At 45.0% G+C, this 18415-nt stretch carries 33 protein-coding genes; all 33 read left to right on the forward strand.

Annotated elements, in window-relative coordinates; genetic code table 11:
* Positions 1-1129: 1129 nt before the first annotated feature.
* Positions 1130-1438 carry a 30S ribosomal protein S10 gene (rpsJ, locus tag ACFSUO_RS13290; protein ID WP_382394878.1) on the forward strand — a complete coding sequence of 103 codons (309 nt, stop codon included), beginning with the start codon at positions 1130-1132 and terminating at the stop codon, positions 1436-1438.
* A 30-nt stretch (positions 1439-1468) separates the two neighbouring features.
* Positions 1469-2098, forward strand: a complete 630-nt coding sequence (gene rplC, locus ACFSUO_RS13295; RefSeq protein ID WP_382394880.1) for a 50S ribosomal protein L3 — start codon at positions 1469-1471, stop codon at positions 2096-2098.
* A gap of 26 nt (positions 2099-2124) precedes the next feature.
* Positions 2125-2751: a 50S ribosomal protein L4 gene (gene rplD, locus ACFSUO_RS13300; protein WP_382394882.1), complete on the forward strand. Its 627-nt coding sequence runs from the start codon at positions 2125-2127 to the stop codon at positions 2749-2751.
* On the forward strand, positions 2748-3035 hold the full coding sequence (gene rplW / locus ACFSUO_RS13305; protein WP_382394884.1) for a 50S ribosomal protein L23: 288 nt from the start codon (positions 2748-2750) through the stop codon (positions 3033-3035). The genes rplD and rplW overlap by 4 nt, the downstream gene beginning before the upstream one ends.
* A gap of 28 nt (positions 3036-3063) precedes the next feature.
* Complete coding sequence (gene rplB / locus ACFSUO_RS13310; RefSeq protein WP_382394886.1) at positions 3064-3894, forward strand: 50S ribosomal protein L2; 831 nt, start codon at positions 3064-3066, stop codon at positions 3892-3894.
* Positions 3895-3951: 57 nt separating this feature from the next.
* Complete coding sequence (rpsS, locus tag ACFSUO_RS13315) at positions 3952-4230, forward strand: 30S ribosomal protein S19 (RefSeq protein ID WP_382394888.1); 279 nt, start codon at positions 3952-3954, stop codon at positions 4228-4230.
* Between the two features lie 18 nt (positions 4231-4248).
* A complete protein-coding gene (gene rplV, locus ACFSUO_RS13320) occupies positions 4249-4590 on the forward strand; it encodes a 50S ribosomal protein L22 (protein WP_382394890.1) in 342 nt (113 codons plus the stop codon).
* Positions 4591-4593: 3 nt separating this feature from the next.
* Positions 4594-5235, forward strand: a complete 642-nt coding sequence (gene rpsC / locus ACFSUO_RS13325) for a 30S ribosomal protein S3 (RefSeq protein WP_382394892.1) — start codon at positions 4594-4596, stop codon at positions 5233-5235.
* Between the two features lie 18 nt (positions 5236-5253).
* A complete protein-coding gene (gene rplP, locus ACFSUO_RS13330) occupies positions 5254-5688 on the forward strand; it encodes a 50S ribosomal protein L16 (protein WP_382394894.1) in 435 nt (144 codons plus the stop codon).
* Positions 5678-5878: a 50S ribosomal protein L29 gene (gene rpmC, locus ACFSUO_RS13335; RefSeq protein ID WP_129676170.1), complete on the forward strand. Its 201-nt coding sequence runs from the start codon at positions 5678-5680 to the stop codon at positions 5876-5878. Before rplP ends, rpmC begins: the two co-directional genes overlap by 11 nt.
* Before the next feature lie 22 nt (positions 5879-5900).
* The gene (gene rpsQ / locus ACFSUO_RS13340) at positions 5901-6164 is read left to right on the forward strand and encodes a 30S ribosomal protein S17 (protein WP_129676173.1); all 264 of its coding nucleotides are present in this window, start codon (positions 5901-5903) and stop codon (positions 6162-6164) included.
* Positions 6165-6206: 42 nt separating this feature from the next.
* Positions 6207-6575, forward strand: a complete 369-nt coding sequence (rplN, locus tag ACFSUO_RS13345) for a 50S ribosomal protein L14 (protein WP_382394897.1) — start codon at positions 6207-6209, stop codon at positions 6573-6575.
* Positions 6576-6612: 37 nt separating this feature from the next.
* Positions 6613-6924, forward strand: coding sequence for a 50S ribosomal protein L24 (gene rplX / locus ACFSUO_RS13350; protein WP_382394899.1), 312 nt, complete (start codon positions 6613-6615; stop codon positions 6922-6924).
* A gap of 26 nt (positions 6925-6950) precedes the next feature.
* Positions 6951-7490 carry a 50S ribosomal protein L5 gene (gene rplE / locus ACFSUO_RS13355; protein WP_382394901.1) on the forward strand — a complete coding sequence of 180 codons (540 nt, stop codon included), beginning with the start codon at positions 6951-6953 and terminating at the stop codon, positions 7488-7490.
* Positions 7491-7520: 30 nt separating this feature from the next.
* Complete coding sequence (locus ACFSUO_RS13360) at positions 7521-7706, forward strand: type Z 30S ribosomal protein S14 (protein WP_077324032.1); 186 nt, start codon at positions 7521-7523, stop codon at positions 7704-7706.
* A 30-nt stretch (positions 7707-7736) separates the two neighbouring features.
* Complete coding sequence (gene rpsH, locus ACFSUO_RS13365) at positions 7737-8135, forward strand: 30S ribosomal protein S8 (protein WP_382394904.1); 399 nt, start codon at positions 7737-7739, stop codon at positions 8133-8135.
* 30 nt (positions 8136-8165) lie between these two features.
* Positions 8166-8702 carry a 50S ribosomal protein L6 gene (gene rplF, locus ACFSUO_RS13370; protein ID WP_382394906.1) on the forward strand — a complete coding sequence of 179 codons (537 nt, stop codon included), beginning with the start codon at positions 8166-8168 and terminating at the stop codon, positions 8700-8702.
* A gap of 32 nt (positions 8703-8734) precedes the next feature.
* On the forward strand, positions 8735-9097 hold the full coding sequence (gene rplR, locus ACFSUO_RS13375) for a 50S ribosomal protein L18 (protein ID WP_382394908.1): 363 nt from the start codon (positions 8735-8737) through the stop codon (positions 9095-9097).
* 24 nt (positions 9098-9121) lie between these two features.
* Positions 9122-9625 (forward strand): 30S ribosomal protein S5, encoded by a 504-nt coding sequence (gene rpsE, locus ACFSUO_RS13380; protein ID WP_382394910.1) that lies wholly within the window; start codon positions 9122-9124, stop codon positions 9623-9625.
* Positions 9626-9638: 13 nt separating this feature from the next.
* Entirely contained in the window at positions 9639-9821 is a 183-nt protein-coding gene (gene rpmD / locus ACFSUO_RS13385) for a 50S ribosomal protein L30 (protein ID WP_382394912.1), read from the forward strand.
* Positions 9822-9851: 30 nt separating this feature from the next.
* On the forward strand, positions 9852-10292 hold the full coding sequence (rplO, locus tag ACFSUO_RS13390; RefSeq protein WP_382394914.1) for a 50S ribosomal protein L15: 441 nt from the start codon (positions 9852-9854) through the stop codon (positions 10290-10292).
* Complete coding sequence (secY, locus tag ACFSUO_RS13395; RefSeq protein WP_382394916.1) at positions 10292-11584, forward strand: preprotein translocase subunit SecY; 1293 nt, start codon at positions 10292-10294, stop codon at positions 11582-11584. Before rplO ends, secY begins: the two co-directional genes overlap by 1 nt.
* A 32-nt stretch (positions 11585-11616) precedes the next feature.
* Positions 11617-12258: an adenylate kinase gene (locus tag ACFSUO_RS13400; protein WP_382394918.1), complete on the forward strand. Its 642-nt coding sequence runs from the start codon at positions 11617-11619 to the stop codon at positions 12256-12258.
* Positions 12259-12409: 151 nt separating this feature from the next.
* Positions 12410-12727, forward strand: coding sequence for a KOW motif-containing protein (locus ACFSUO_RS13405; protein ID WP_382394920.1), 318 nt, complete (start codon positions 12410-12412; stop codon positions 12725-12727).
* On the forward strand, positions 12720-12938 hold the full coding sequence (gene infA, locus ACFSUO_RS13410; protein ID WP_382394922.1) for a translation initiation factor IF-1: 219 nt from the start codon (positions 12720-12722) through the stop codon (positions 12936-12938). Before ACFSUO_RS13405 ends, infA begins: the two co-directional genes overlap by 8 nt.
* 36 nt (positions 12939-12974) lie before the next feature.
* Positions 12975-13088 (forward strand): 50S ribosomal protein L36, encoded by a 114-nt coding sequence (gene rpmJ, locus ACFSUO_RS13415; RefSeq protein WP_068446074.1) that lies wholly within the window; start codon positions 12975-12977, stop codon positions 13086-13088.
* A gap of 24 nt (positions 13089-13112) precedes the next feature.
* Positions 13113-13478 (forward strand): 30S ribosomal protein S13, encoded by a 366-nt coding sequence (gene rpsM / locus ACFSUO_RS13420; RefSeq protein WP_382394924.1) that lies wholly within the window; start codon positions 13113-13115, stop codon positions 13476-13478.
* 20 nt (positions 13479-13498) lie between these two features.
* Positions 13499-13888, forward strand: a complete 390-nt coding sequence (rpsK, locus tag ACFSUO_RS13425) for a 30S ribosomal protein S11 (RefSeq protein WP_382394926.1) — start codon at positions 13499-13501, stop codon at positions 13886-13888.
* Positions 13889-14107: 219 nt separating this feature from the next.
* Positions 14108-15052, forward strand: coding sequence for a DNA-directed RNA polymerase subunit alpha (locus ACFSUO_RS13430; RefSeq protein ID WP_382394928.1), 945 nt, complete (start codon positions 14108-14110; stop codon positions 15050-15052).
* A gap of 190 nt (positions 15053-15242) precedes the next feature.
* Entirely contained in the window at positions 15243-15596 is a 354-nt protein-coding gene (rplQ, locus tag ACFSUO_RS13435) for a 50S ribosomal protein L17 (RefSeq protein ID WP_382394930.1), read from the forward strand.
* A 118-nt stretch (positions 15597-15714) separates the two neighbouring features.
* Complete coding sequence (locus tag ACFSUO_RS13440) at positions 15715-16554, forward strand: energy-coupling factor ABC transporter ATP-binding protein (protein ID WP_382394932.1); 840 nt, start codon at positions 15715-15717, stop codon at positions 16552-16554.
* Positions 16530-17402 (forward strand): energy-coupling factor ABC transporter ATP-binding protein, encoded by an 873-nt coding sequence (locus ACFSUO_RS13445; RefSeq protein WP_382394934.1) that lies wholly within the window; start codon positions 16530-16532, stop codon positions 17400-17402. Before ACFSUO_RS13440 ends, ACFSUO_RS13445 begins: the two co-directional genes overlap by 25 nt.
* Positions 17395-18195, forward strand: a complete 801-nt coding sequence (locus ACFSUO_RS13450; RefSeq protein WP_382394936.1) for an energy-coupling factor transporter transmembrane component T family protein — start codon at positions 17395-17397, stop codon at positions 18193-18195. Before ACFSUO_RS13445 ends, ACFSUO_RS13450 begins: the two co-directional genes overlap by 8 nt.
* Positions 18196-18415: the final 220 nt, after the last annotated feature.

Below are 18415 nucleotides of genomic sequence, written 5' to 3' on the forward strand. Positions count from 1 at the left end.
GTATGCCTTAATAGGGCACGTGCGGTTTGATGAGGGGGTAGCCTTGAGAAAGGTTACCCTACTCTATTGAAGGCTAAATTATTTTCTTTTGATAAGACTGTTCTCTTAAAGATTATTGCTATTTGCATCATTTTAGGATGAGAGTTTAATTAGAAACTTTTATAAACTGCGACACAACTTTGTATGAGTGTTAGACCACCGCTACGGAAATACACTTGGTGCTCGTCGTGTTGCAAGTTCTTTCGGTGAAGCCGCACTCCTCGCAACTCGCAGCTTACTCGGTGGATGTCTTGCTCGTCGCTTTCCGTGGGCGGCTGATGAGCCTCCTCGCGTTTTGCACTTCGGGGTCTCATCTAGGCCTCTGCTCCCACAGGAGTCTCCGTTTATTTCCTCCGCTAGTGTTGTGCGTTCATAATCCCAATACATTTATTTGTTGCTTGATTAAATCTCTATTGTGTTGGTTGATTGGAACGGAGGGCAGTCGACTCCTCGAAAATGTGTACACATTTTCTTCGTGCGATGTAACGCTGCCGGAGCCTTCCTTGTCCTGCGGGAACAGCATGTGTCTAGACCTGAGCAGCGGCGGTTTTCCGCAACGGAGGCTGAAGCCGTGCCCGCGGTAAAGAAGACACTGCGAAAGTGAACAGCGTGAACTTGAGCAGATGTCGCACTTATGCCCGTGGTGAAAGCGACTGCCCAGAGTGGAAATCAACGTAGCACTTGTGTCGCAGTTTATTTCAATTGCACTGGATAACAACAGGGTATACGAAAAGAGCCTTTGAAAAAGCGTATTCTAAATCCCTCTGAAACCATTCAGCTGCGGATGTCGTCGGTCTATCAGAGCAACAACAGCTATTTTGCACGAAAAAGCTAGAAATTTTATAGAAAATGCTTCCCAGCCCTTGCAATTGCAGGGTCAAGTTTGTATAATACATAGATGTGCGCAATTATTTGATAGAGACAATCAGTGGTTGCGTTGGCCTTCATAATTATGTATAATGATAATGTTGGTCAAAAAAAGCGATGAATTGAAAGGTTGTTGACACACCCGGCCCCTTTGCCATGGCGGATGGTCAAGAAATTTTCATGGAGCATGTCTATTTAAAATGGGCGTAAAGGAGGGAAAATAATGGCAAAAGAAAAGATCCGTATTCGGTTAAAAGCTTATGATCACCGCATTCTAGATCAGTCCGCAGAAAAAATTGTGGATACTGCAAAACGTTCGGGAGCGAATGTGTCCGGACCAATACCATTGCCAACAGAAAAATCTGTTTACACGGTATTGCGTGCGACACATAAATTTAAAGATGCCCGTGAACAGTTCGAAATGCGTACGCATAAACGCTTAATCGACATCGTCGACCCAACACCGCAGACAGTCGACTCACTCATGCGTCTTGACCTGCCGTCCGGTGTTGACATTGAAATTAAATTATAAACGATTGAGTTATTATAGGAGGTGTAACGGATGACGAAAGGAATCTTAGGCCGCAAAATCGGCATGACACAACTCTTCTCAGAAGAGGGTGAATTGACACCGGTAACGGTCATTCAGGCTGAGCCTAACGTTGTTCTGCAGAAGCGGACAATGGAGAATGACGGTTACGAAGCAGTGCAACTCGGTTTTGCAGACAAAAAGGAATCACGTTCAAACAAGGCGGAGAAAGGTCATGCTGAAAAAGCAAGCACAGCTCCTAAGCGCTACGTTCGTGAAATCCGTGACGCTAGCCCTGATGAATATGACGTTGGTCAGGAACTTAGCGTTGATTTGTTTGAAGCAGGAGATACGATTGATGTAACTGGTACAACAAAAGGGAAAGGGTTCCAGGGTGCGATTAAGCGCCACGGACAGCAGCGCGGTCCGGAAACTCACGGTTCCCATTACCATAGAGGTCCGGGTACATTGGGTGATATCAACTCCATGCACGTATTTAAAGGCAAGAAGCTTCCGGGCCAAATGGGTGGTAAACAGGTTACTATTCAAAACCTGGAAATTGTCAAAGTAGATGCGGAGCGAAATTTACTATTGGTTAAAGGGAACATTCCTGGAGCAAAGAAATCATTCGTAAAAGTGACGAGTGCAATAAAGGCTAACTAATCACACAAACGAAAGGAGGATATGTCATGCCTAAAGTAGCACTAATGAATCAAGATGGATCTCAAGCCGGAGATGTCAGTCTGAATGACGCCGTTTTCGGTATTGAACCAAACACACATGTTATGCATGAGGCAGTTGTTATGCAACAAGCATCCATGCGTCAGGGCACACATAAAGTGAAAAATCGTTCTGAAGTAAGTGGCGGGGGACGCAAACCTTGGCGCCAAAAAGGAACAGGCCGTGCCCGGCAAGGATCAATCCGTTCACCACAATGGGTTGGCGGCGGAACTGTATTTGGCCCAACACCACGTAGTTACAGCTATAAAATGCCAAAGAAAATGCGCCGTCTAGCACTAAAGTCTGCTCTATCATCGAAATTGAATGAAGATAATCTGCTAGTTCTGGATGAGATTTCAATCGATGCGCCAAAGACAAAAGAAGTTAAGAAAATGCTGGCTGCACTGGACGCAGATACGAAAACGCTGATCGTGACAGCTGATAAAGATGCTATTGTTGCCCGTTCAGCGAACAACCTTCCAAATGTTCATGTGCTTACAGTAGACGAAGTAAATGTATTGGACTTGCTGAAGCATGACAAGCTGATCATAACAAAAGATGCAGCTGAAAAAGCAGGGGAGGTGCTGGCACGATGAAAGATCCACGTGATGTTATAAGGCGCCCTGTCATTACGGAACACTCATCTGATCTAATGGCAGAAAAGAAATATACGTTCGAAGTAAATCCAAAATCGAATAAGACAGAGATTAAAAATGCTGTTGAAGTTGTTTTTGATGTAAAAGTAGAAAACATTAACACGATGAACGTAAAAGGTAAATTTAAACGAATGGGCCGTTACGGCGGCTATCGCCCGGATCGCAAAAAAGCAATTGTGCAGCTTTCGGAAGACAGCAAAGAACTGGACTTTTTTGAAGGCTAATTAACTAACAAGTGAAGGAGGGAAAAAGATGGCGATTAAAAAATTCAAGCCAACATCAAATGGCAGACGTAATATGTCTGCAGCTGATTTCACGGAGATAACGGCTGACACTCCGGAAAAAACCCTGTTAAGCCCATTGTATAAACGCGGCGGACGTAATAATCAGGGTAAAATGACCGTTCGTCATCAAGGTGGCGGCCATAAACGACAATACCGTATCATTGACTTCAAGCGTGATAAAGATGGCATCAAAGGACGCGTTGCTACAGTTGAATATGACCCAAACCGTTCTGCCAATATTGCTCTGATTCATTACGCTGATGGTGAGAAGCGATATATCCTGGCTCCAAAAGGCATTAAAGTTGGACAGGAAATTATATCCGGCGAAGATGCTGACATCAAACTTGGAAATGCTAAGAAACTAAAAGATATTCCTATCGGTACGATTATTCACAATGTCGAATTGAAACCCGGTCGTGGTGCCCAATTGGTACGCTCGGCAGGTGCTGATGCGCAGATTATTGGACGCGAAGGCAAATACACATTAGTCCGCCTGACATCAGAAGAAGTTCGCTTGATCTTGTCTGAATGCCGTGCCACAATCGGCCAAGTCGGTAATGTGGAAAATGAGCTGATTCGAGTAGGTAAGGCAGGCCGCTCACGTTGGAAGGGTAAACGTCCAAGTGTTCGTGGTACTGTTATGAACGCTTACGATCACCCGCATGGTGGTGGTGAAGGAAAATCATTCATCGGTCTTGAAGCACCCGTCTCACCTTGGGGTAAACCAACCATCGGTTATAGAACTCGTAAGCGCAATAAGCAATCAGACAAATATATCGTACGCAAGCGTAAAAAATAACCGGAAGTTCAGGCGAAACAGGATGCCTGTTGTCCAACCGCGAAAGGAGGTTTATCTATGGGCCGCAGTTTAAAAAAAGGACCTTTTGCAGATGACCATCTTATGAAAAAGGTAGAGGGTTTGAATGAATCGGAAAAGAAGCAGGTAATTAAGACCTGGTCCCGTCGTTCAACTATTTTCCCTAATTTTGTCGGACACACAATTGCTGTCTACGATGGACGCAAGCATGTACCTGTCTATGTGACAGAAGACATGGTCGGTCATAAATTAGGTGAGTTCGCGCCAAGCCGCACGTTTAAAGGGCATTCTGGCGATGATAAGAAAACAAAACGCTAATGAGAGGAGGCACTCTACATGCAAGCAAAAGCCGTTGCAAAATCTGTTCGCATTGCTCCTCGTAAAGTTCGTTTAGTCGTAGATTTGATTCGAGGAAAAGAAATCGGCGAGGCAATTGCGATTTTGCGTCATACACAACGCGGTGCTTCTCCGGAAGTAGAAAAAGTATTAAACTCTGCTGTTGCTAATGCAGAACACAATTACGAAATGGAAGCCGATAATCTGATGATATCTGAAGCTTTTGTTGATGAAGGTGTCACGTTGAAACGTTTCCGTCCACGTGCACAAGGACGCGCAAGCCAAATCAATAAACGCACTAGCCACATTACGATCGTGGTAACAGAAAAGAAGGAGGGATAGTCAGTGGGTCAAAAAGTTAATCCAAATGGCCTTCGCGTCGGTGTCATCCGTGACTGGGAGTCCAAATGGTATGCCGGCAGCGAATATGCAGACTTACTTCACGAAGATATTAAAATCAGAGAATATCTTGAAAACCGTTTGAGGACAGCCTCAGTTTCCCATATTGATATAGAGCGTGCAGCCAATCGTGTGAATATAACGATTCATACCGGGAAGCCAGGAATGGTTATCGGAAAAGGCGGATCTGAAGTTGAAGCTTTGCGTAAATCATTGAACAGCCTGACAGGCAAACGTGTTCACATTAATATTGTTGAGATCAAGAAGGTAGACCTTAATGCGACACTTGTTGCAGAAAACATTGCACGTCAGCTCGAAAACCGCATTTCATTCCGCCGTGCACAGAAACAAACTATCCAGCGTGCGATGCGTGGAGGAGCAAAAGGAATTAAAACACAAGTGTCCGGACGTCTAGGCGGCGCCGATATCGCCCGTGCGGAACATTACAGTGAAGGAACGGTTCCATTGCACACATTGCGTGCCGACATCGACTACGGTACAGCAGAAGCAGACACCACTTACGGTAAATTGGGTGTCAAAGTGTGGATCTATCGTGGAGAAGTCCTTCCAACGAAAACAGAAAACTAAGGAAGGGGGACATGCATTATGTTAATGCCTAAACGTGTTAAATATCGCAGACAGCACCGTGGCCGTATGAAAGGCCAAGCAAAAGGTGGCAAGACAGTTGCCTTTGGTGAATATGGGCTGCAGGCAATTGAGCCGACATGGATCACAAGCCGTCAAATCGAGGCAGCTCGTATCGCAATGACCCGCTATATGAAACGTGGCGGTAAAGTATGGATTAAAATCTTTCCTGATAAGCCATATACTGCAAAGCCCCTAGAGGTTCGTATGGGTTCCGGTAAAGGTGCTCCAGAAGGCTGGGTAGCAGTAGTGAAACCTGGAAAAATCATGTTTGAAATAGCAGGTGTACCTGAAGAGGTTGCGCGTGAAGCGTTGCGGCTTGCTTCTCATAAACTGCCGATTAAAACTAAATTCGTAAAACGTGAAGAAATTGGTGGTGAATCAAATGAAAGCTAATGAAATTAGAGAACTAACCACTGCCGAAATTGAACAGAAGGTCAAGTCATTAAAAGAAGAGCTCTTTAATTTACGCTTTCAGCTCGCAACAGGTCAACTTGAAAACACTGCGCGCATTCGTGAAGTGAAAAAGACTATCGCCCGTATGAAAACTGTTGTGCGCCAGCGCGAACTGAGTATTAATAATTAACCTGAGAGGAGGCTGCCTCAATATGAGTGAGCGTAATAATAGGAAAGTTTACACAGGCCGTGTTGTTTCCGATAAAATGGATAAAACCATTACAGTTGTAGTTGAAACATACAAGTTTCATCAGTTGTACGGCAAACGTGTGAAGTATTCCAAAAAATTCAAAACACATGATGAAAATAACCAAGCGAAAAATGGCGACGTTGTTCGGATTATGGAAACCCGTCCACTGTCAGCTACAAAACGTTTCCGTCTGGTTGAAATCGTTGAAGAAGCGGTCATTATATAATTAAGTTCGCTCGGAAGGTATCCGAAGGGAGGTCACAGCGATATGATTCAGCAAGAAACTAATTTGAAAGTTGCAGATAACTCTGGTGCCCGCGAAGTCAAAACCATCAAAGTTTTGGGCGGTTCCGGCCGCAAGACTGCCAACATCGGTGATATTGTTGTTTGCACGGTGAAACACGCTACACCAGGAGGCGTTGTCAAAAAAGGCGAAATTGTAAAAGCGGTCATTGTTCGCTCAAAATCCGGTGTACGCCGCGATGATGGCTCATATATTCGTTTTGATGAAAATGCTGCCGTAGTTGTGCGTGATGACAAAGGCCCGAGAGGCACTCGTATTTTCGGACCGGTTGCACGTGAATTGCGTGATGCAAAATTCATGAAGATCGTATCTCTTGCTCCGGAAGTACTGTAAAGAGAAAGAAAAGCCTTGTCAAGGAGGTGCGTAAAGCATGCATGTAAAAAAAGGTGACAAAATCAAAGTTATTTCCGGCAAAGACAGCGGAAAAGAAGGAACGATATTAGAAGCATTTCCGAAAAAGGAACGTGTTCTGGTTGAAGGCATCAACATGATTAAGAAACACGCGAAACCTTCACAGGATAACCCACAAGGCGGGATTCTGAACCAGGAAGCGGCTATCCATGTTTCCAATGTAATGCCAATCGATCCAAAAACCGGTGAACCAACACGTGTTGGTTATGAAGAACGTGATGGAAAGAAAGTCCGTATCGCCAAAAAATCCGGTGAAGCATTAGATAAATAGTTCGCAGGTGAAAGGAGGGCTCTCGTATGAACGAATTGAAGCAAAAATACCAGGATGAAATTATGCCATCGCTGATGAATAAATTTGAATATGATTCCGTAATGGAAGTACCTCAGATTGAAAAAATCGTCGTCAACATGGGTGTCGGCGACGCTGTCCAGAACACGAAAGCACTGGATAACGCAGTCGAGGAACTTGCGCTGATTTCCGGACAGAAACCGATTGTTACACGTGCCAGGAAATCAATTGCCGGATTCCGTCTTCGTGAAGGAATGCCAATCGGAACGAAAGTAACTTTAAGAGGCGAACGGATGTATGAATTCCTGCAAAAACTGATTGCAGTGTCACTTCCACGTGTTCGTGACTTTCGCGGTATTTCTAAAAAAGCTTTTGACGGCCGTGGCAACTATACACTTGGTATTAAAGAACAGCTGATTTTCCCGGAAATCAACTATGACAAAGTAAGCAAAGTACGTGGCATGGATGTTGTTGTCGTAACTTCTTCCAATACAGACGAAGAGGCACGTGAATTGTTGAGTCAGCTTGGCATGCCTTTTCAAAAATAAGCCAAGGGCTAATCTTAAGGAGGGAAAATTGTGGCTAAAAAATCAATGATTGCGAAACAAAAACGCCCGCAGAAGTTTAAAGTGCGCGAATATACACGTTGTGAACGCTGCGGCCGCCCGCATTCTGTAATTCGCAAATTTAAATTGTGCCGTATATGTTTCCGTGAACTTGCCTATAAAGGCCAAATTCCAGGCGTCAAAAAAGCAAGCTGGTAAACCCCGATTTGGGAAGGAGGTAATGTAGTAATGGTTATGACAGATCCAATCGCAGATATGCTAACCCGCATCCGCAACGCCAATATGGTACGTCATGAAAAATTAGAGCTTCCGGCTTCTAAAATGAAAAAGGAAATTGCTGATATTCTTAAACGTGAAGGTTTTGTCCGTGATTATGAATTCATCGAAGACAATAAACAAGGTATTCTGCGCATTTTCCTGAAATACGGTACCAAAGAGGAACGTGTCATTACTGGTCTTAAACGCATCAGTAAACCAGGTCTTCGTGTTTATGCAAAAGCTGATGAAGTGCCACGTGTACTGAACGGCCTGGGTATCGCTATCGTATCAACATCAAATGGAGTACTGACTGACAAAGAAGCACGCACACAGGCCGTTGGCGGCGAAGTGCTTGCATATGTCTGGTAACATTAACTTTTAGGACAGGAGGTGTATGGAATGTCTCGTATAGGACTTAAACCGCTCGAAATTCCAGAGGGTGTCGAAGTGAAACTTGATGGAAACGCCGTTACAGCAAAAGGTCCCAAAGGTGAATTGACAAGAAATATTCACCCGGACATGAAAGTAGTTATTGACGATAATGTACTGACTGTTGAACGCCCAAGTGAACACAAGGAGCATCGTGCATTGCACGGTACGACCCGCAGCCTGATCGCCAATATGGTTAATGGTGTTCACAACGGCTTTGAAAAAGCGCTGGAGATTAATGGTGTTGGATATCGTGCGCAAAAACAGGGCGACAAGGTAGTTGTCAACGCAGGGTACTCACACCCAGTTGAAGTTGAACCAGTTGAAGGCATTGAGGTTGATGTGCCACAAAATACTAGAGTTGTCGTCAAAGGTATCGATAAGGAACTCGTAGGCGCTGTTGCTGCCAAGATCAGAGCAATCCGGCCGCCTGAACCTTATAAAGGAAAAGGAATTCGTTATGAAGGCGAATATGTACGACAAAAAGAAGGTAAGACTGCTAAGTAAGGTTAGTTAGGGAGCAGAAAGGAGTGACCCGGATGATCACAAAACCTGACAAAAACGATCTGCGCAAGAAGAGACATGCGCGTGTCCGCAAAAATGTTTTTGGGACACAGGAGCGCCCCCGTCTCAATGTGTACCGTTCAAATAAACACATTTATGCACAATTGATTGATGACACTGCTGGTGTTACCGTAGCAAGTGCTTCTACTAATGATAACGAACTAAACTTGGAAGGAACCGGCAACGTGAATGCAGCAACAGAAACTGGCAAATTGGTTGCCCAGCGTGCCTTGGATAAAGGTTATCGTTCTGTTGTTTTTGACCGCGGCGGCTACCTTTACCACGGACGTGTAAAAGCATTGGCTGAGGCTGCCCGTGAGGCTGGACTAGAATTTTAACTGATAGACAAAGGAGGGACATGAATGCATACTAGCATTGATCCAAACAAGTTAGATCTTGAAGAACGTGTTGTTGCGATTAACCGTGTTGCAAAAGTTGTAAAAGGTGGACGTAACTTCCGTTTTGCTGCACTGGTTGTAGTCGGGGACAAAAATGGTCATGTAGGATTTGGAACTGGGAAAGCCAAAGAGGTTCCGGAAGCAATTAAAAAGGCAGTCGATGATGCCAAGAAAAACCTGATTGAAGTACCGATTGTCGGCACAACAATCCCACATCAGATACATGGAATCCATGGATCTGGCAATGTGTTGATGAAGCCGGCTACAGAAGGTACTGGAGTTATCTCCGGTGGCCCTGTTCGTGCGATTCTGGAACTTGCAGGTGTTGGCGATATCCTGACAAAATCACTTGGATCCAATACACCGATCAACATGATCCGCGCAACTCTAAATGGTTTATCCAATCTGAAAACAGCAGAAAGTGTAGCTAAACTACGCGGTAAATCTGTAGAAGAACTGTTAGGATAAGGAGGGAAATACGATGTCCAAACGATTAGAAATTACCCTCACGCGCAGTGTTATTGGCCGGACAGAAGCACAGCGTCAGACGGTCAATTCCTTAGGCCTTAAGAAAATTCGTCAATCCGTCGTACGTGAAGATTCACCATCCGTACGTGGGATGATTGATAAAATATCCCATCTAGTGACCGTGAAAGAAGTCTGAACACGATAAAGCGTAAGAGGAGGTGCACATATGAAACTTCATGAACTAAAGTCATCAGAAGGAACCCGTAAAAAACGCAACCGCGTCGGCCGCGGAATGTCCTCCGGCAACGGTAAAACATCAGGCAGAGGACATAAAGGGCAAAAGGCACGGGAAGGAAGCAGCACACGCCCTAGCTTTGAGGGCGGGCAAATGCCTTTATTCCAGCGTCTGCCTAAACGTGGTTTCACAAACATTCATCGCAAGGAATTTGCGATTGTAAACTTGGATGCTTTAAATCGTTTTGAAGAAGGCACAGAGATTACACCTGAGCTGTTACTTGAAGAAGGTGTCCTCAGCAAACCGAAGTCTGGCATTAAAGTGCTCGGAAAAGGTAATGTTGAAAAGAAATTCACTGTAAAAGCTCATAAGTTCTCTGCTTCCGCAAAAGAAGCAATCGAGGCAGCGGGCGGTAAAACAGAGGTGGTTTAATGTTCCGTACAATCTCCAACTTTATGCGCATAGGTGATATCAGACGGAAGATCATTTTCACACTGCTGATGCTGATTGTTTTCCGTCTTGGTACATTTATTCCGGTACCGTATACGAATAAAGAAGCTATCGATTTCATGAATCAGCAGAATGTTTTCGGCTTTTTGAACACATTCGGCGGCGGGGCATTAAAGAACTTTTCCATTTTCGCAATGGGGATTATGCCGTATATTACCGCGTCCATTATTATGCAGCTATTGCAGATGGATGTTGTTCCAAAGTTTACGGAATGGAAAAAGCAAGGAGATATGGGCCGTAAAAAACTGGCTCAAATTACTCGTTACGGAACTGTCGTGCTGGCATTTGTTCAGGCGATTGCCATGTCGATCGGCTTTAACGCAATGGCCGGTGGGATGCTTATCAGTAATCCGAGTGTGTGGAAGTTTCTCATCATTGCCATTGTATTGACGAGCGGAACGACCTTTCTGATGTGGCTTGGTGAACAGATAACAGCGAACGGAGTAGGTAACGGAATCTCCATATTGATTTTTGCTGGTATTGTGGCAGCAGTTCCAAATGGTGTGAATCAGTTGTATAGTCAGTATTTCGTTGATGCTGGTGATGAGTTGTTTATCAACATTGTGATTGTTGCATTGATAGCCTTAGTGGTGGTGGCAGTTACAGTAGGTGTCATTTTCATTCAGCAGGCACTCCGAAAAATACCGATTCAATACGCTAAAAAGCTTGTCAACCGGTCACCGGTTGGAGGTCATTCCACCCATTTGCCACTGAAAGTAAATGCTGCTGGAGTTATTCCGGTCATCTTTGCGATTGCGTTTATCATTGCGCCAAGGACGGTTGCCGGACTATTTGAAGGCAATGAGATAGCTGCAACAGTAGAAACTATTTTTGATTACACCCAGCCGATTGGGATGGTCATCTATATTGCCTTGATCATTGCATTCACGTATTTTTATACATTTGTTCAAGTCAATCCTGAACAAATGGCAGAAAACTTGCAGAAACAAGGCGGTTATATTCCCGGGATTCGCCCTGGAAAAAACACGGAAACCTATCTGACACGTGTCATGTATCGCTTAACATTTGTTGGAGCAATCTTTCTGGCAGCAGTTTCTGTCTTGCCAATTCTTTTGGGCGGTCTTGCTGACTTGCCACAGGCTGTACAAATTGGCGGCACGAGCTTATTGATTGTTGTTGGTGTTGCTCTGCAGACAATGAAACAATTAGAAAGCCAGTTAGTGAAGCGGCATTACACCGGTTTTATTAAATAGTGTTGCCGCGAACGAGAGCGAGGGGAAAATTGTTGAATTTAATACTGATGGGGCTGCCGGGCGCTGGAAAAGGCACGCAGGCAGAGAAAATAAATGAACGATATAATATCCCTCATATCTCAACAGGAGATATGTTCCGCTTGGCAATAAAGGAAGGAACCGAACTGGGACAGAAGGCAAAAGAATATATGGATCAGGGCGAACTTGTTCCAGATGACGTCACAATAGGCATTGTAAAAGAACGCTTGGGGAAAGATGACTGCAAAGATGGGTTCTTGCTGGATGGTTTTCCAAGAACCATCGCTCAAGCGGAAGGACTAGAATCCCTATTATCAGATTTGAATAAGTCCATTGACTATTGTTTGCATGTAGATGTTCCGGAAGAGAATTTGGTGGAACGATTGACGGGCCGAAGAATCTGCCCGGAATGCGGAACAACTTATCATGTGCTTTATAACCCGCCTGAACAGGAAGGTATTTGTGATAAGGATGGTTCTGAGCTGGTGCAGCGTGAGGATGATCAGGCAGAAACAGTTAAAAACCGCCTGAAAGTCAACATGGAACAGGCTAAACCGTTACTGGACTATTATGATGAAAAGGGGTATCTGGTAACCATTGACGGCGATCAGGAAATCGACCAGGTATTTCGGGATATTCAAGCAGCGATAGAATAGCAATAAGCATTTTTGACGGATGCTAGCATAAATTGGATAGGATGCTATCCAGGCGTTATAATAAATGCTGTGGTATAAACAGTGAAGAAAGTGTTGCCATTGCCGGATAATGTTTATCATACTATAAAAGCCTAAGCGAAGGTGATCGTTGTTGAACGAAGATGGTTCGATTCCGCGAATAGGTGAAGTTGTTCGTATCGTGCAAGGACGCGAAGCAGGTCAATATGCGGTAGTTATGAATTTGATTGATGACCGTTTTGTCTTGCTGGCAGACGGGGAAAAACGCAAATATGATCGGCCTAAGAAAAAGAATCTGCATCATATTGAAGCAATGGATTATATTTCTCCGGAAGTCCAAAACAGCCTTCTAGAAACCGGTCGTGTCACAAATGGTAAATTGCGATTTGCCATAACGAAATTTATCAATGAAGTGACTGATTTGAGGAAGGGAGATCAACACGATGGCTAAAGACGATGTTATTGAAGTGGAAGGTACCGTAACAGAGACATTGCCGAATGCGATGTTTAATGTGGAGCTTGAGAATGGTCATACGGTATTGGCCCATGTCTCCGGCAAGATCCGTATGCATTTCATCCGCATTTTACCAGGTGATAAGGTGACGGTAGAGCTTTCACCGTATGACTTAACTAAAGGACGAATTACGTACCGTTTTAAATAGACGACTCGTGCTCCGATACTAAAGGAGGTAAATCTGATGAAAGTAAGAGCATCCGTAAAGCCGATTTGCGAGAAATGCAAAATCATTAAACGAAAAGGCAAATTAATGGTGATTTGCGATAATCCGAAACACAAACAAAAACAAGGCTAAACAATAAGGAGGTGCGAAAAGCTTATGGCACGTATTGCAGGTATTGATATTCCACGTGATAAACGTGTTGTTATTTCACTCACCTATATTCACGGAGTTGGCAAAACCACTGCACAGGAAATTCTGAAAGATGCAGGTGTATCCGAGGACACTCGTGTTCGCGATCTGACAGAAGATGAACTGAGCAGTATCCGTAAAGCAATCGGCGAATATACCGTTGAAGGTGATCTTCGTCGTGAAACATCCCTGAATATTAAGCGTCTGATTGAAATTGGATCCTACAGAGGCGTCAGACATCGTCGCGGCTTGCCAATGCGCGGGCAAAAAACGAAAAATAACTCCCGTACACGCAAAGGTCCGCGCCGTACGATGGCTAACAAGAAAAAGTAAAGTAAAGGAGGTTTACCAATATGGCTCGCAAACCAACTACACGTAAACGTCGTGTGAAAAAGAATATTGACACTGGTGTAGCACATATCCGTTCGACTTTTAACAATACGATTGTGACAATCACGGATATCAAAGGGAATTCTATTGGATGGAGCTCTGCAGGTGCACTTGGCTTCAAAGGCTCCCGCAAATCTACACCATTTGCCGCACAAATGGCTGCAGAAACAGCTGCTAAAACAGCAGTAGAAAATGGCATGAAATCACTGGAAGTAACAGTGAAAGGTCCTGGTGCAGGCCGTGAAGCTGCAATTCGTTCATTGCAGGCGCAAGGACTGGAAGTTACAGCTATTCGTGATGTGACTCCTGTTCCCCATAATGGCTGCCGCCCGCCAAAACGTCGTCGTGTATAATCATACCGTATAGAATTTGTCACACTGTCTATAATGGGTTATGATAGCTAAAAGTGTATCGTCGGAAACGAACGTTTTCAGCTTACACCATTACAGGGACAAAGATGTACGAAAAGGTCTTTAGCGCAGAAACGCCAACTGCCTATTTGGGGAATTTCGGTTAGACACTATTGCCTGTCTAACCGGGGTTTTCGACGTTTTAAAGGAGGGTTTTGCAGAATGATCGAAATTGAAAAACCGGGTATAGAAACGGTAGAGATCACCGATGATGCTACATTTGGGAAGTTCGTCGTCGAACCGCTTGAACGTGGGTATGGTACTACTCTAGGAAACTCCTTGCGTCGTATCCTGCTATCCTCACTTCCGGGTGCTGCTGTTACATCGGTTCAGATTGATGGGGCACAGCATGAGTTCTCCACTATCAATGGTATTGTGGAAGATGTGACAACCATTATTTTGAACCTGAAAAAGCTCGCACTAAAAATATACTCTGATGAAGTGAAAACATTGGAGATTGATGTGCAGGGTGAAGGAAAAGTTACGGCTGCAGATTTAACCTACGACAGTGATGTAGAAGTGTTGAATCCCGATTTGCATATTGCAACGATCAACGGCAATGAAACGCTGCATATGAAAATCACAGCGGAGCGCGGCCGCGGTTATCGTCCGGCGGAGGCAAACAAATATGATGAACAGCCAATTGGTGTCATTCCAATAGATTCTATATTTACACCGGTATCACGCGTAACCTATCAAGTTGAGAACACCCGTGTAGGGCAAATAACAAACTATGATAAACTGACATTGGATGTATGGACAGATGGAAGCATCCGCCCTGAAGAAGCCGTCTCTTTGGGTGCGAAGGTTTTCAATGAACATCTCAATATCTTTATTGGGCTGACAGATGAAGCACAAAAGGCAGAAATTATGGTGGAGAAAGAAGAAGATCAAAAAGAAAAAGTCATGGAAATGACAATAGAAGAACTTGATCTATCCGTAAGATCCTATAACTGCCTGAAACGTGCCGGAATCAATACGGTTCAGGAACTTGCGAACAAATCGGAAGAAGACATGATGAAAGTCCGTAACCTGGGCCGCAAATCACTGGAAGAAGTGAAAGTGAAATTGAATGATCTGGGCCTCGGCTTGCGTGATGACGACTGATATATCAAAAGCGGAAGCGCACGGTTAGCGACGTACGGACTGCGCCTGCGCGTCGCAGGTGGGTCGGTGTTGCCGCGCATCGCGGCGGGTTTAGCCGAACTTCATTACTTGCCGCTGGAGCTGGACGTGGCTTTAGATTTGCTCACAGAGAGTATAATCGTCAATAGCAACAGGAAGAAGGAGGGATACCATGGCCAGAAAGTTAGGTCGTACAACAGATCATCGGATGGCAATGATTCGCAATCTGGCGTCTGATTTGATCATACATGAACGAATCGAAACAACCGAAGCACGAGCAAAAGACCTGAAATCAACGGTTGAAAAAATGATTACACTCGGTAAGCGCGGTGATCTTCATGCGCGTCGTCAAGCAGCAGCTTTTCTATATGACCAGGAAGCGAGTGAGGATGAAAAAGTCATCCAAAAACTTTTCAACGATGTTGCCGCACGCTATGAAGACAGACAGGGTGGCTATACACGTGTTCTTAAGCTAGGTCCTCGTCAAGGTGATGGAGCAAAAATGGCAATCATCGAACTAGTTTAATGAAACTGTACGCTAAGGGCAGGACAGAATCTCTTCCAAGAGGTGAATCCAAGCCCTTTTTTTGTAGGGACATGGGGACAGGTTCCTTGTCCCACTCGGGGGAAGGGGTGGAAGAAATATGCGAAATAGTATAGTTGAGTTTAGAAATGTATCGTTCAGATACGGAGCTGAGGAGCCTTGGGTGTTAAAAGACTGTTCGTTTTCGATCCATGAGAATGAGGCAGTTGCCATCATCGGACATAATGGCTCGGGCAAGTCGACCATCGCAAAACTAATGAATGGTCTTCTGTTTCCGCAAGAAGGGGAAATTATTATTAACGGGCAGCGCGTAAACGAGGAGACGGTTTGGGATGTCCGGAAAGATGTCGGCATGGTTTTTCAGAATCCGGACAACCAATTTGTCGGGACAACCGTTCAGGATGATGTCGCTTTTGGGATGGAGAACCGCGGTGTTCCACGCGATGAGATGGTCAAGCGAATTGAGGATACGCTGAAGGCTGTTGGCATGCAGCAATACCTGATGACGGAGCCGCATAAATTGTCCGGGGGGCAGAAGCAGCGAGTGGCCATAGCGAGTGTTTTGGCCATTTTCCCAAGTGTCCTTATTTTGGACGAAGCGACGGCCATGTTGGATCCAAAGGGCCGGAAAGAAATTATGAATACAGTGACAGCCGTACAAGAACAACGCCACCTGTCACTAATTACCATTACCCATGATTTGCAGGAAGTTGTACAGGCAGAACGTGTCATCGTTATGAACGAAGGCAAAATTTGGGATGAGGCAACACCTAGGGGGATCTTTGCGAAAAAAGAGGAATTGCAGAGCATTGGTCTGGATGTTCCATTTGTTGCGATTCTGTCTGAAGAGCTAAGAAAAAAAGGTGTGCCGATTGCAAACGAAGCCTTAAATCAGGATGAATTGCTGGAGGAACTATGGACATCACATTTAACCATGTAAGCTATATTTATCAAGCAAATTCCCCTTTTGCACGTAAGGCGATTGACGATTTGTCGTTTCACATTCCATCGGGTTCATTCACAGCGGTAATCGGTCATACAGGTTCAGGCAAGTCAACGCTGATTCAGCACCTGAACGGTCTTATACGCCCAAGTGACGGGGAAGTGAACATTGGGGATTATCGCCTCACCAGCAGCGAAAAGCCGGATGACATGAAGGAACTGCGCAGCCGCGTCGGGGTTGTTTTCCAATATCCGGAGCACCAGCTGTTTGAGGAGACGGTCAAAAAAGATATTGCATTCGGCCCGGAAAATTTCGGTGTGGCAAGTGAGGAAATAGACGGGAGAATCAGCAGGATTACGGCTGATGTTGGTTTGAACGAGGAGCTCCTGGAGCGCTCACCGTTTGATTTGAGCGGTGGACAAATGCGGCGTGTCGCTATTGCCGGTGTGCTGGCAGTCCAGCCGGAAGTGCTTGTACTGGATGAGCCGACAGCAGGTCTTGATCCGCGTGGCCAGCACGAAATGATGGATATGTTTTATGACCTGCATAAACGGCAGGGGCTAACGACGATACTGGTGACACACAGTATGGAAGATGCCGTCCAATATGCTGATCAGGTAATCATATTAAATAACGGCACAAAATATATGGAAGGCAAACCAGAGGATGTGCTCACACAGAAAGAAGCATTGCACAGCGTCCAACTTGATGTACCGGAGATGGTGCAGTTTTTGGATGCCTTTGAGAAGAAGTTCGGTAAACGAATACCATTTACGCGTCAGTCAACCGCTGATATCGCCGGTGAGATCCGGGATAGATTGAGAGAGGGGGAGCAGCATGAATAATGGGCTTATCATCGGTCAGTATGTTCCCGGTGAATCCCTTGTTCATCGGCTCGATCCGCGTACAAAAATTACAGTCATTTTCTTTTTTGTTTTCATTGTGTTTCTGGCAAATTCGGTTGTAAGCTATAGCGTATTGATATTCTTTGCGCTGGCAAGCATGCTTACGACACGTATCCCAATCCGCTATATTCTAAAAGGTTTGACACCGGTATGGTTTTTAATTGTATTTACATTTATACTGCACCTTGTCGTCACGAATGAAGGGACAGTTCTTGTAAACATCATCGGTTTTAAGATTTATTCAGGCGCACTTATTCAAGGTTTTGCTATATCAATAAGGTTTTTTCTACTTATTCTGGTAACATCCTTACTGACTCTAACAACAACACCGATTGAAATCACTGATGCGATTGAGGACATGCTGCACCCGCTGAAAAAAGTGAGGTTCCCTGTCCATGAGCTGGCTCTGATGATGTCCATTTCACTAAGGTTTATCCCGACCCTGATGCAGGAGACGGAAAAAATATCAAAAGCACAGGCGTCACGCGGTGTTGACTTTCGCACTGGCCCGCTTAAGGAACGGATCAAAGCGGTAGTTCCACTGCTCGTCCCGCTGTTTGTCAGTGCATTCAAGCGTGCTGAGGAACTGGCCATGGCGATGGAGGCCCGTGGTTACCAGGGGGGAGAAGGGCGTTCCAAGCTCCGGGAGTTAAAACTGGAAAAACGGGATTTTTTCATTTTTGCTCTGTTCATTGCTGTTGTTGTCGTGTTATTTACAACGAGAAATTATTAGAAAAACTCGGCATTCGCCTCGCCTTATAGCGAGTGCCGGAGTTTTTCTTATAAGTGCGTGTTCAAAAAGGAGGATAAAAAGGACCGGCAGGCTAAGTTCGCGACGTCCTGTCGCAACGCCTGCACTAGCACGTCCTGTGCGTCGAAATTTCGAAGCGGCGTAGCCTGAGCACAAGGAAAGCTTCCCTGAACCTGCATCGCACGCAGGAAAAGGGCTTTTC

The sequence above is a fragment of the Lentibacillus juripiscarius genome (assembly GCF_042685205.1).
Lineage (GTDB): Bacteria > Bacillota > Bacilli > Bacillales > Amphibacillaceae > Lentibacillus > Lentibacillus juripiscarius.

What these genes read in the sequence shown, in the direction of transcription:
- rpsH (WP_382394904.1), top strand. Translation starts at nt 7,737, where the DNA reads ATGGTTATGACAGATCCAATCGCAGATATGCTAACCCGCATCCGCAAC.
- rpsS (WP_382394888.1), top strand. Translation starts at nt 3,952, where the DNA reads ATGGGCCGCAGTTTAAAAAAAGGACCTTTTGCAGATGACCATCTTATG.
- rplF (WP_382394906.1), top strand. Translation starts at nt 8,166, where the DNA reads ATGTCTCGTATAGGACTTAAACCGCTCGAAATTCCAGAGGGTGTCGAA.
- infA (WP_382394922.1), top strand. Translation starts at nt 12,720, where the DNA reads ATGGCTAAAGACGATGTTATTGAAGTGGAAGGTACCGTAACAGAGACA.
- rpsK (WP_382394926.1), top strand. Translation starts at nt 13,499, where the DNA reads ATGGCTCGCAAACCAACTACACGTAAACGTCGTGTGAAAAAGAATATT.
- rplE (WP_382394901.1), top strand. Translation starts at nt 6,951, where the DNA reads ATGAACGAATTGAAGCAAAAATACCAGGATGAAATTATGCCATCGCTG.
- rplO (WP_382394914.1), top strand. Translation starts at nt 9,852, where the DNA reads ATGAAACTTCATGAACTAAAGTCATCAGAAGGAACCCGTAAAAAACGC.
- rpsQ (WP_129676173.1), top strand. Translation starts at nt 5,901, where the DNA reads ATGAGTGAGCGTAATAATAGGAAAGTTTACACAGGCCGTGTTGTTTCC.
- rplW (WP_382394884.1), top strand. Translation starts at nt 2,748, where the DNA reads ATGAAAGATCCACGTGATGTTATAAGGCGCCCTGTCATTACGGAACAC.
- rpsJ (WP_382394878.1), top strand. Translation starts at nt 1,130, where the DNA reads ATGGCAAAAGAAAAGATCCGTATTCGGTTAAAAGCTTATGATCACCGC.
- rplN (WP_382394897.1), top strand. Translation starts at nt 6,207, where the DNA reads ATGATTCAGCAAGAAACTAATTTGAAAGTTGCAGATAACTCTGGTGCC.
- ACFSUO_RS13445 (WP_382394934.1), top strand. Translation starts at nt 16,530, where the DNA reads ATGGACATCACATTTAACCATGTAAGCTATATTTATCAAGCAAATTCC.
- rplC (WP_382394880.1), top strand. Translation starts at nt 1,469, where the DNA reads ATGACGAAAGGAATCTTAGGCCGCAAAATCGGCATGACACAACTCTTC.
- rplP (WP_382394894.1), top strand. Translation starts at nt 5,254, where the DNA reads ATGTTAATGCCTAAACGTGTTAAATATCGCAGACAGCACCGTGGCCGT.
- ACFSUO_RS13440 (WP_382394932.1), top strand. Translation starts at nt 15,715, where the DNA reads ATGCGAAATAGTATAGTTGAGTTTAGAAATGTATCGTTCAGATACGGA.
- rpmD (WP_382394912.1), top strand. Translation starts at nt 9,639, where the DNA reads ATGTCCAAACGATTAGAAATTACCCTCACGCGCAGTGTTATTGGCCGG.
- rplX (WP_382394899.1), top strand. Translation starts at nt 6,613, where the DNA reads ATGCATGTAAAAAAAGGTGACAAAATCAAAGTTATTTCCGGCAAAGAC.
- rplR (WP_382394908.1), top strand. Translation starts at nt 8,735, where the DNA reads ATGATCACAAAACCTGACAAAAACGATCTGCGCAAGAAGAGACATGCG.
- ACFSUO_RS13450 (WP_382394936.1), top strand. Translation starts at nt 17,395, where the DNA reads ATGAATAATGGGCTTATCATCGGTCAGTATGTTCCCGGTGAATCCCTT.
- rplD (WP_382394882.1), top strand. Translation starts at nt 2,125, where the DNA reads ATGCCTAAAGTAGCACTAATGAATCAAGATGGATCTCAAGCCGGAGAT.
- ACFSUO_RS13430 (WP_382394928.1), top strand. Translation starts at nt 14,108, where the DNA reads ATGATCGAAATTGAAAAACCGGGTATAGAAACGGTAGAGATCACCGAT.
- secY (WP_382394916.1), top strand. Translation starts at nt 10,292, where the DNA reads ATGTTCCGTACAATCTCCAACTTTATGCGCATAGGTGATATCAGACGG.
- rpsE (WP_382394910.1), top strand. Translation starts at nt 9,122, where the DNA reads ATGCATACTAGCATTGATCCAAACAAGTTAGATCTTGAAGAACGTGTT.
- rpsM (WP_382394924.1), top strand. Translation starts at nt 13,113, where the DNA reads ATGGCACGTATTGCAGGTATTGATATTCCACGTGATAAACGTGTTGTT.
- rplB (WP_382394886.1), top strand. Translation starts at nt 3,064, where the DNA reads ATGGCGATTAAAAAATTCAAGCCAACATCAAATGGCAGACGTAATATG.
- rpmC (WP_129676170.1), top strand. Translation starts at nt 5,678, where the DNA reads ATGAAAGCTAATGAAATTAGAGAACTAACCACTGCCGAAATTGAACAG.
- rplV (WP_382394890.1), top strand. Translation starts at nt 4,249, where the DNA reads ATGCAAGCAAAAGCCGTTGCAAAATCTGTTCGCATTGCTCCTCGTAAA.
- rplQ (WP_382394930.1), top strand. Translation starts at nt 15,243, where the DNA reads ATGGCCAGAAAGTTAGGTCGTACAACAGATCATCGGATGGCAATGATT.
- rpmJ (WP_068446074.1), top strand. Translation starts at nt 12,975, where the DNA reads ATGAAAGTAAGAGCATCCGTAAAGCCGATTTGCGAGAAATGCAAAATC.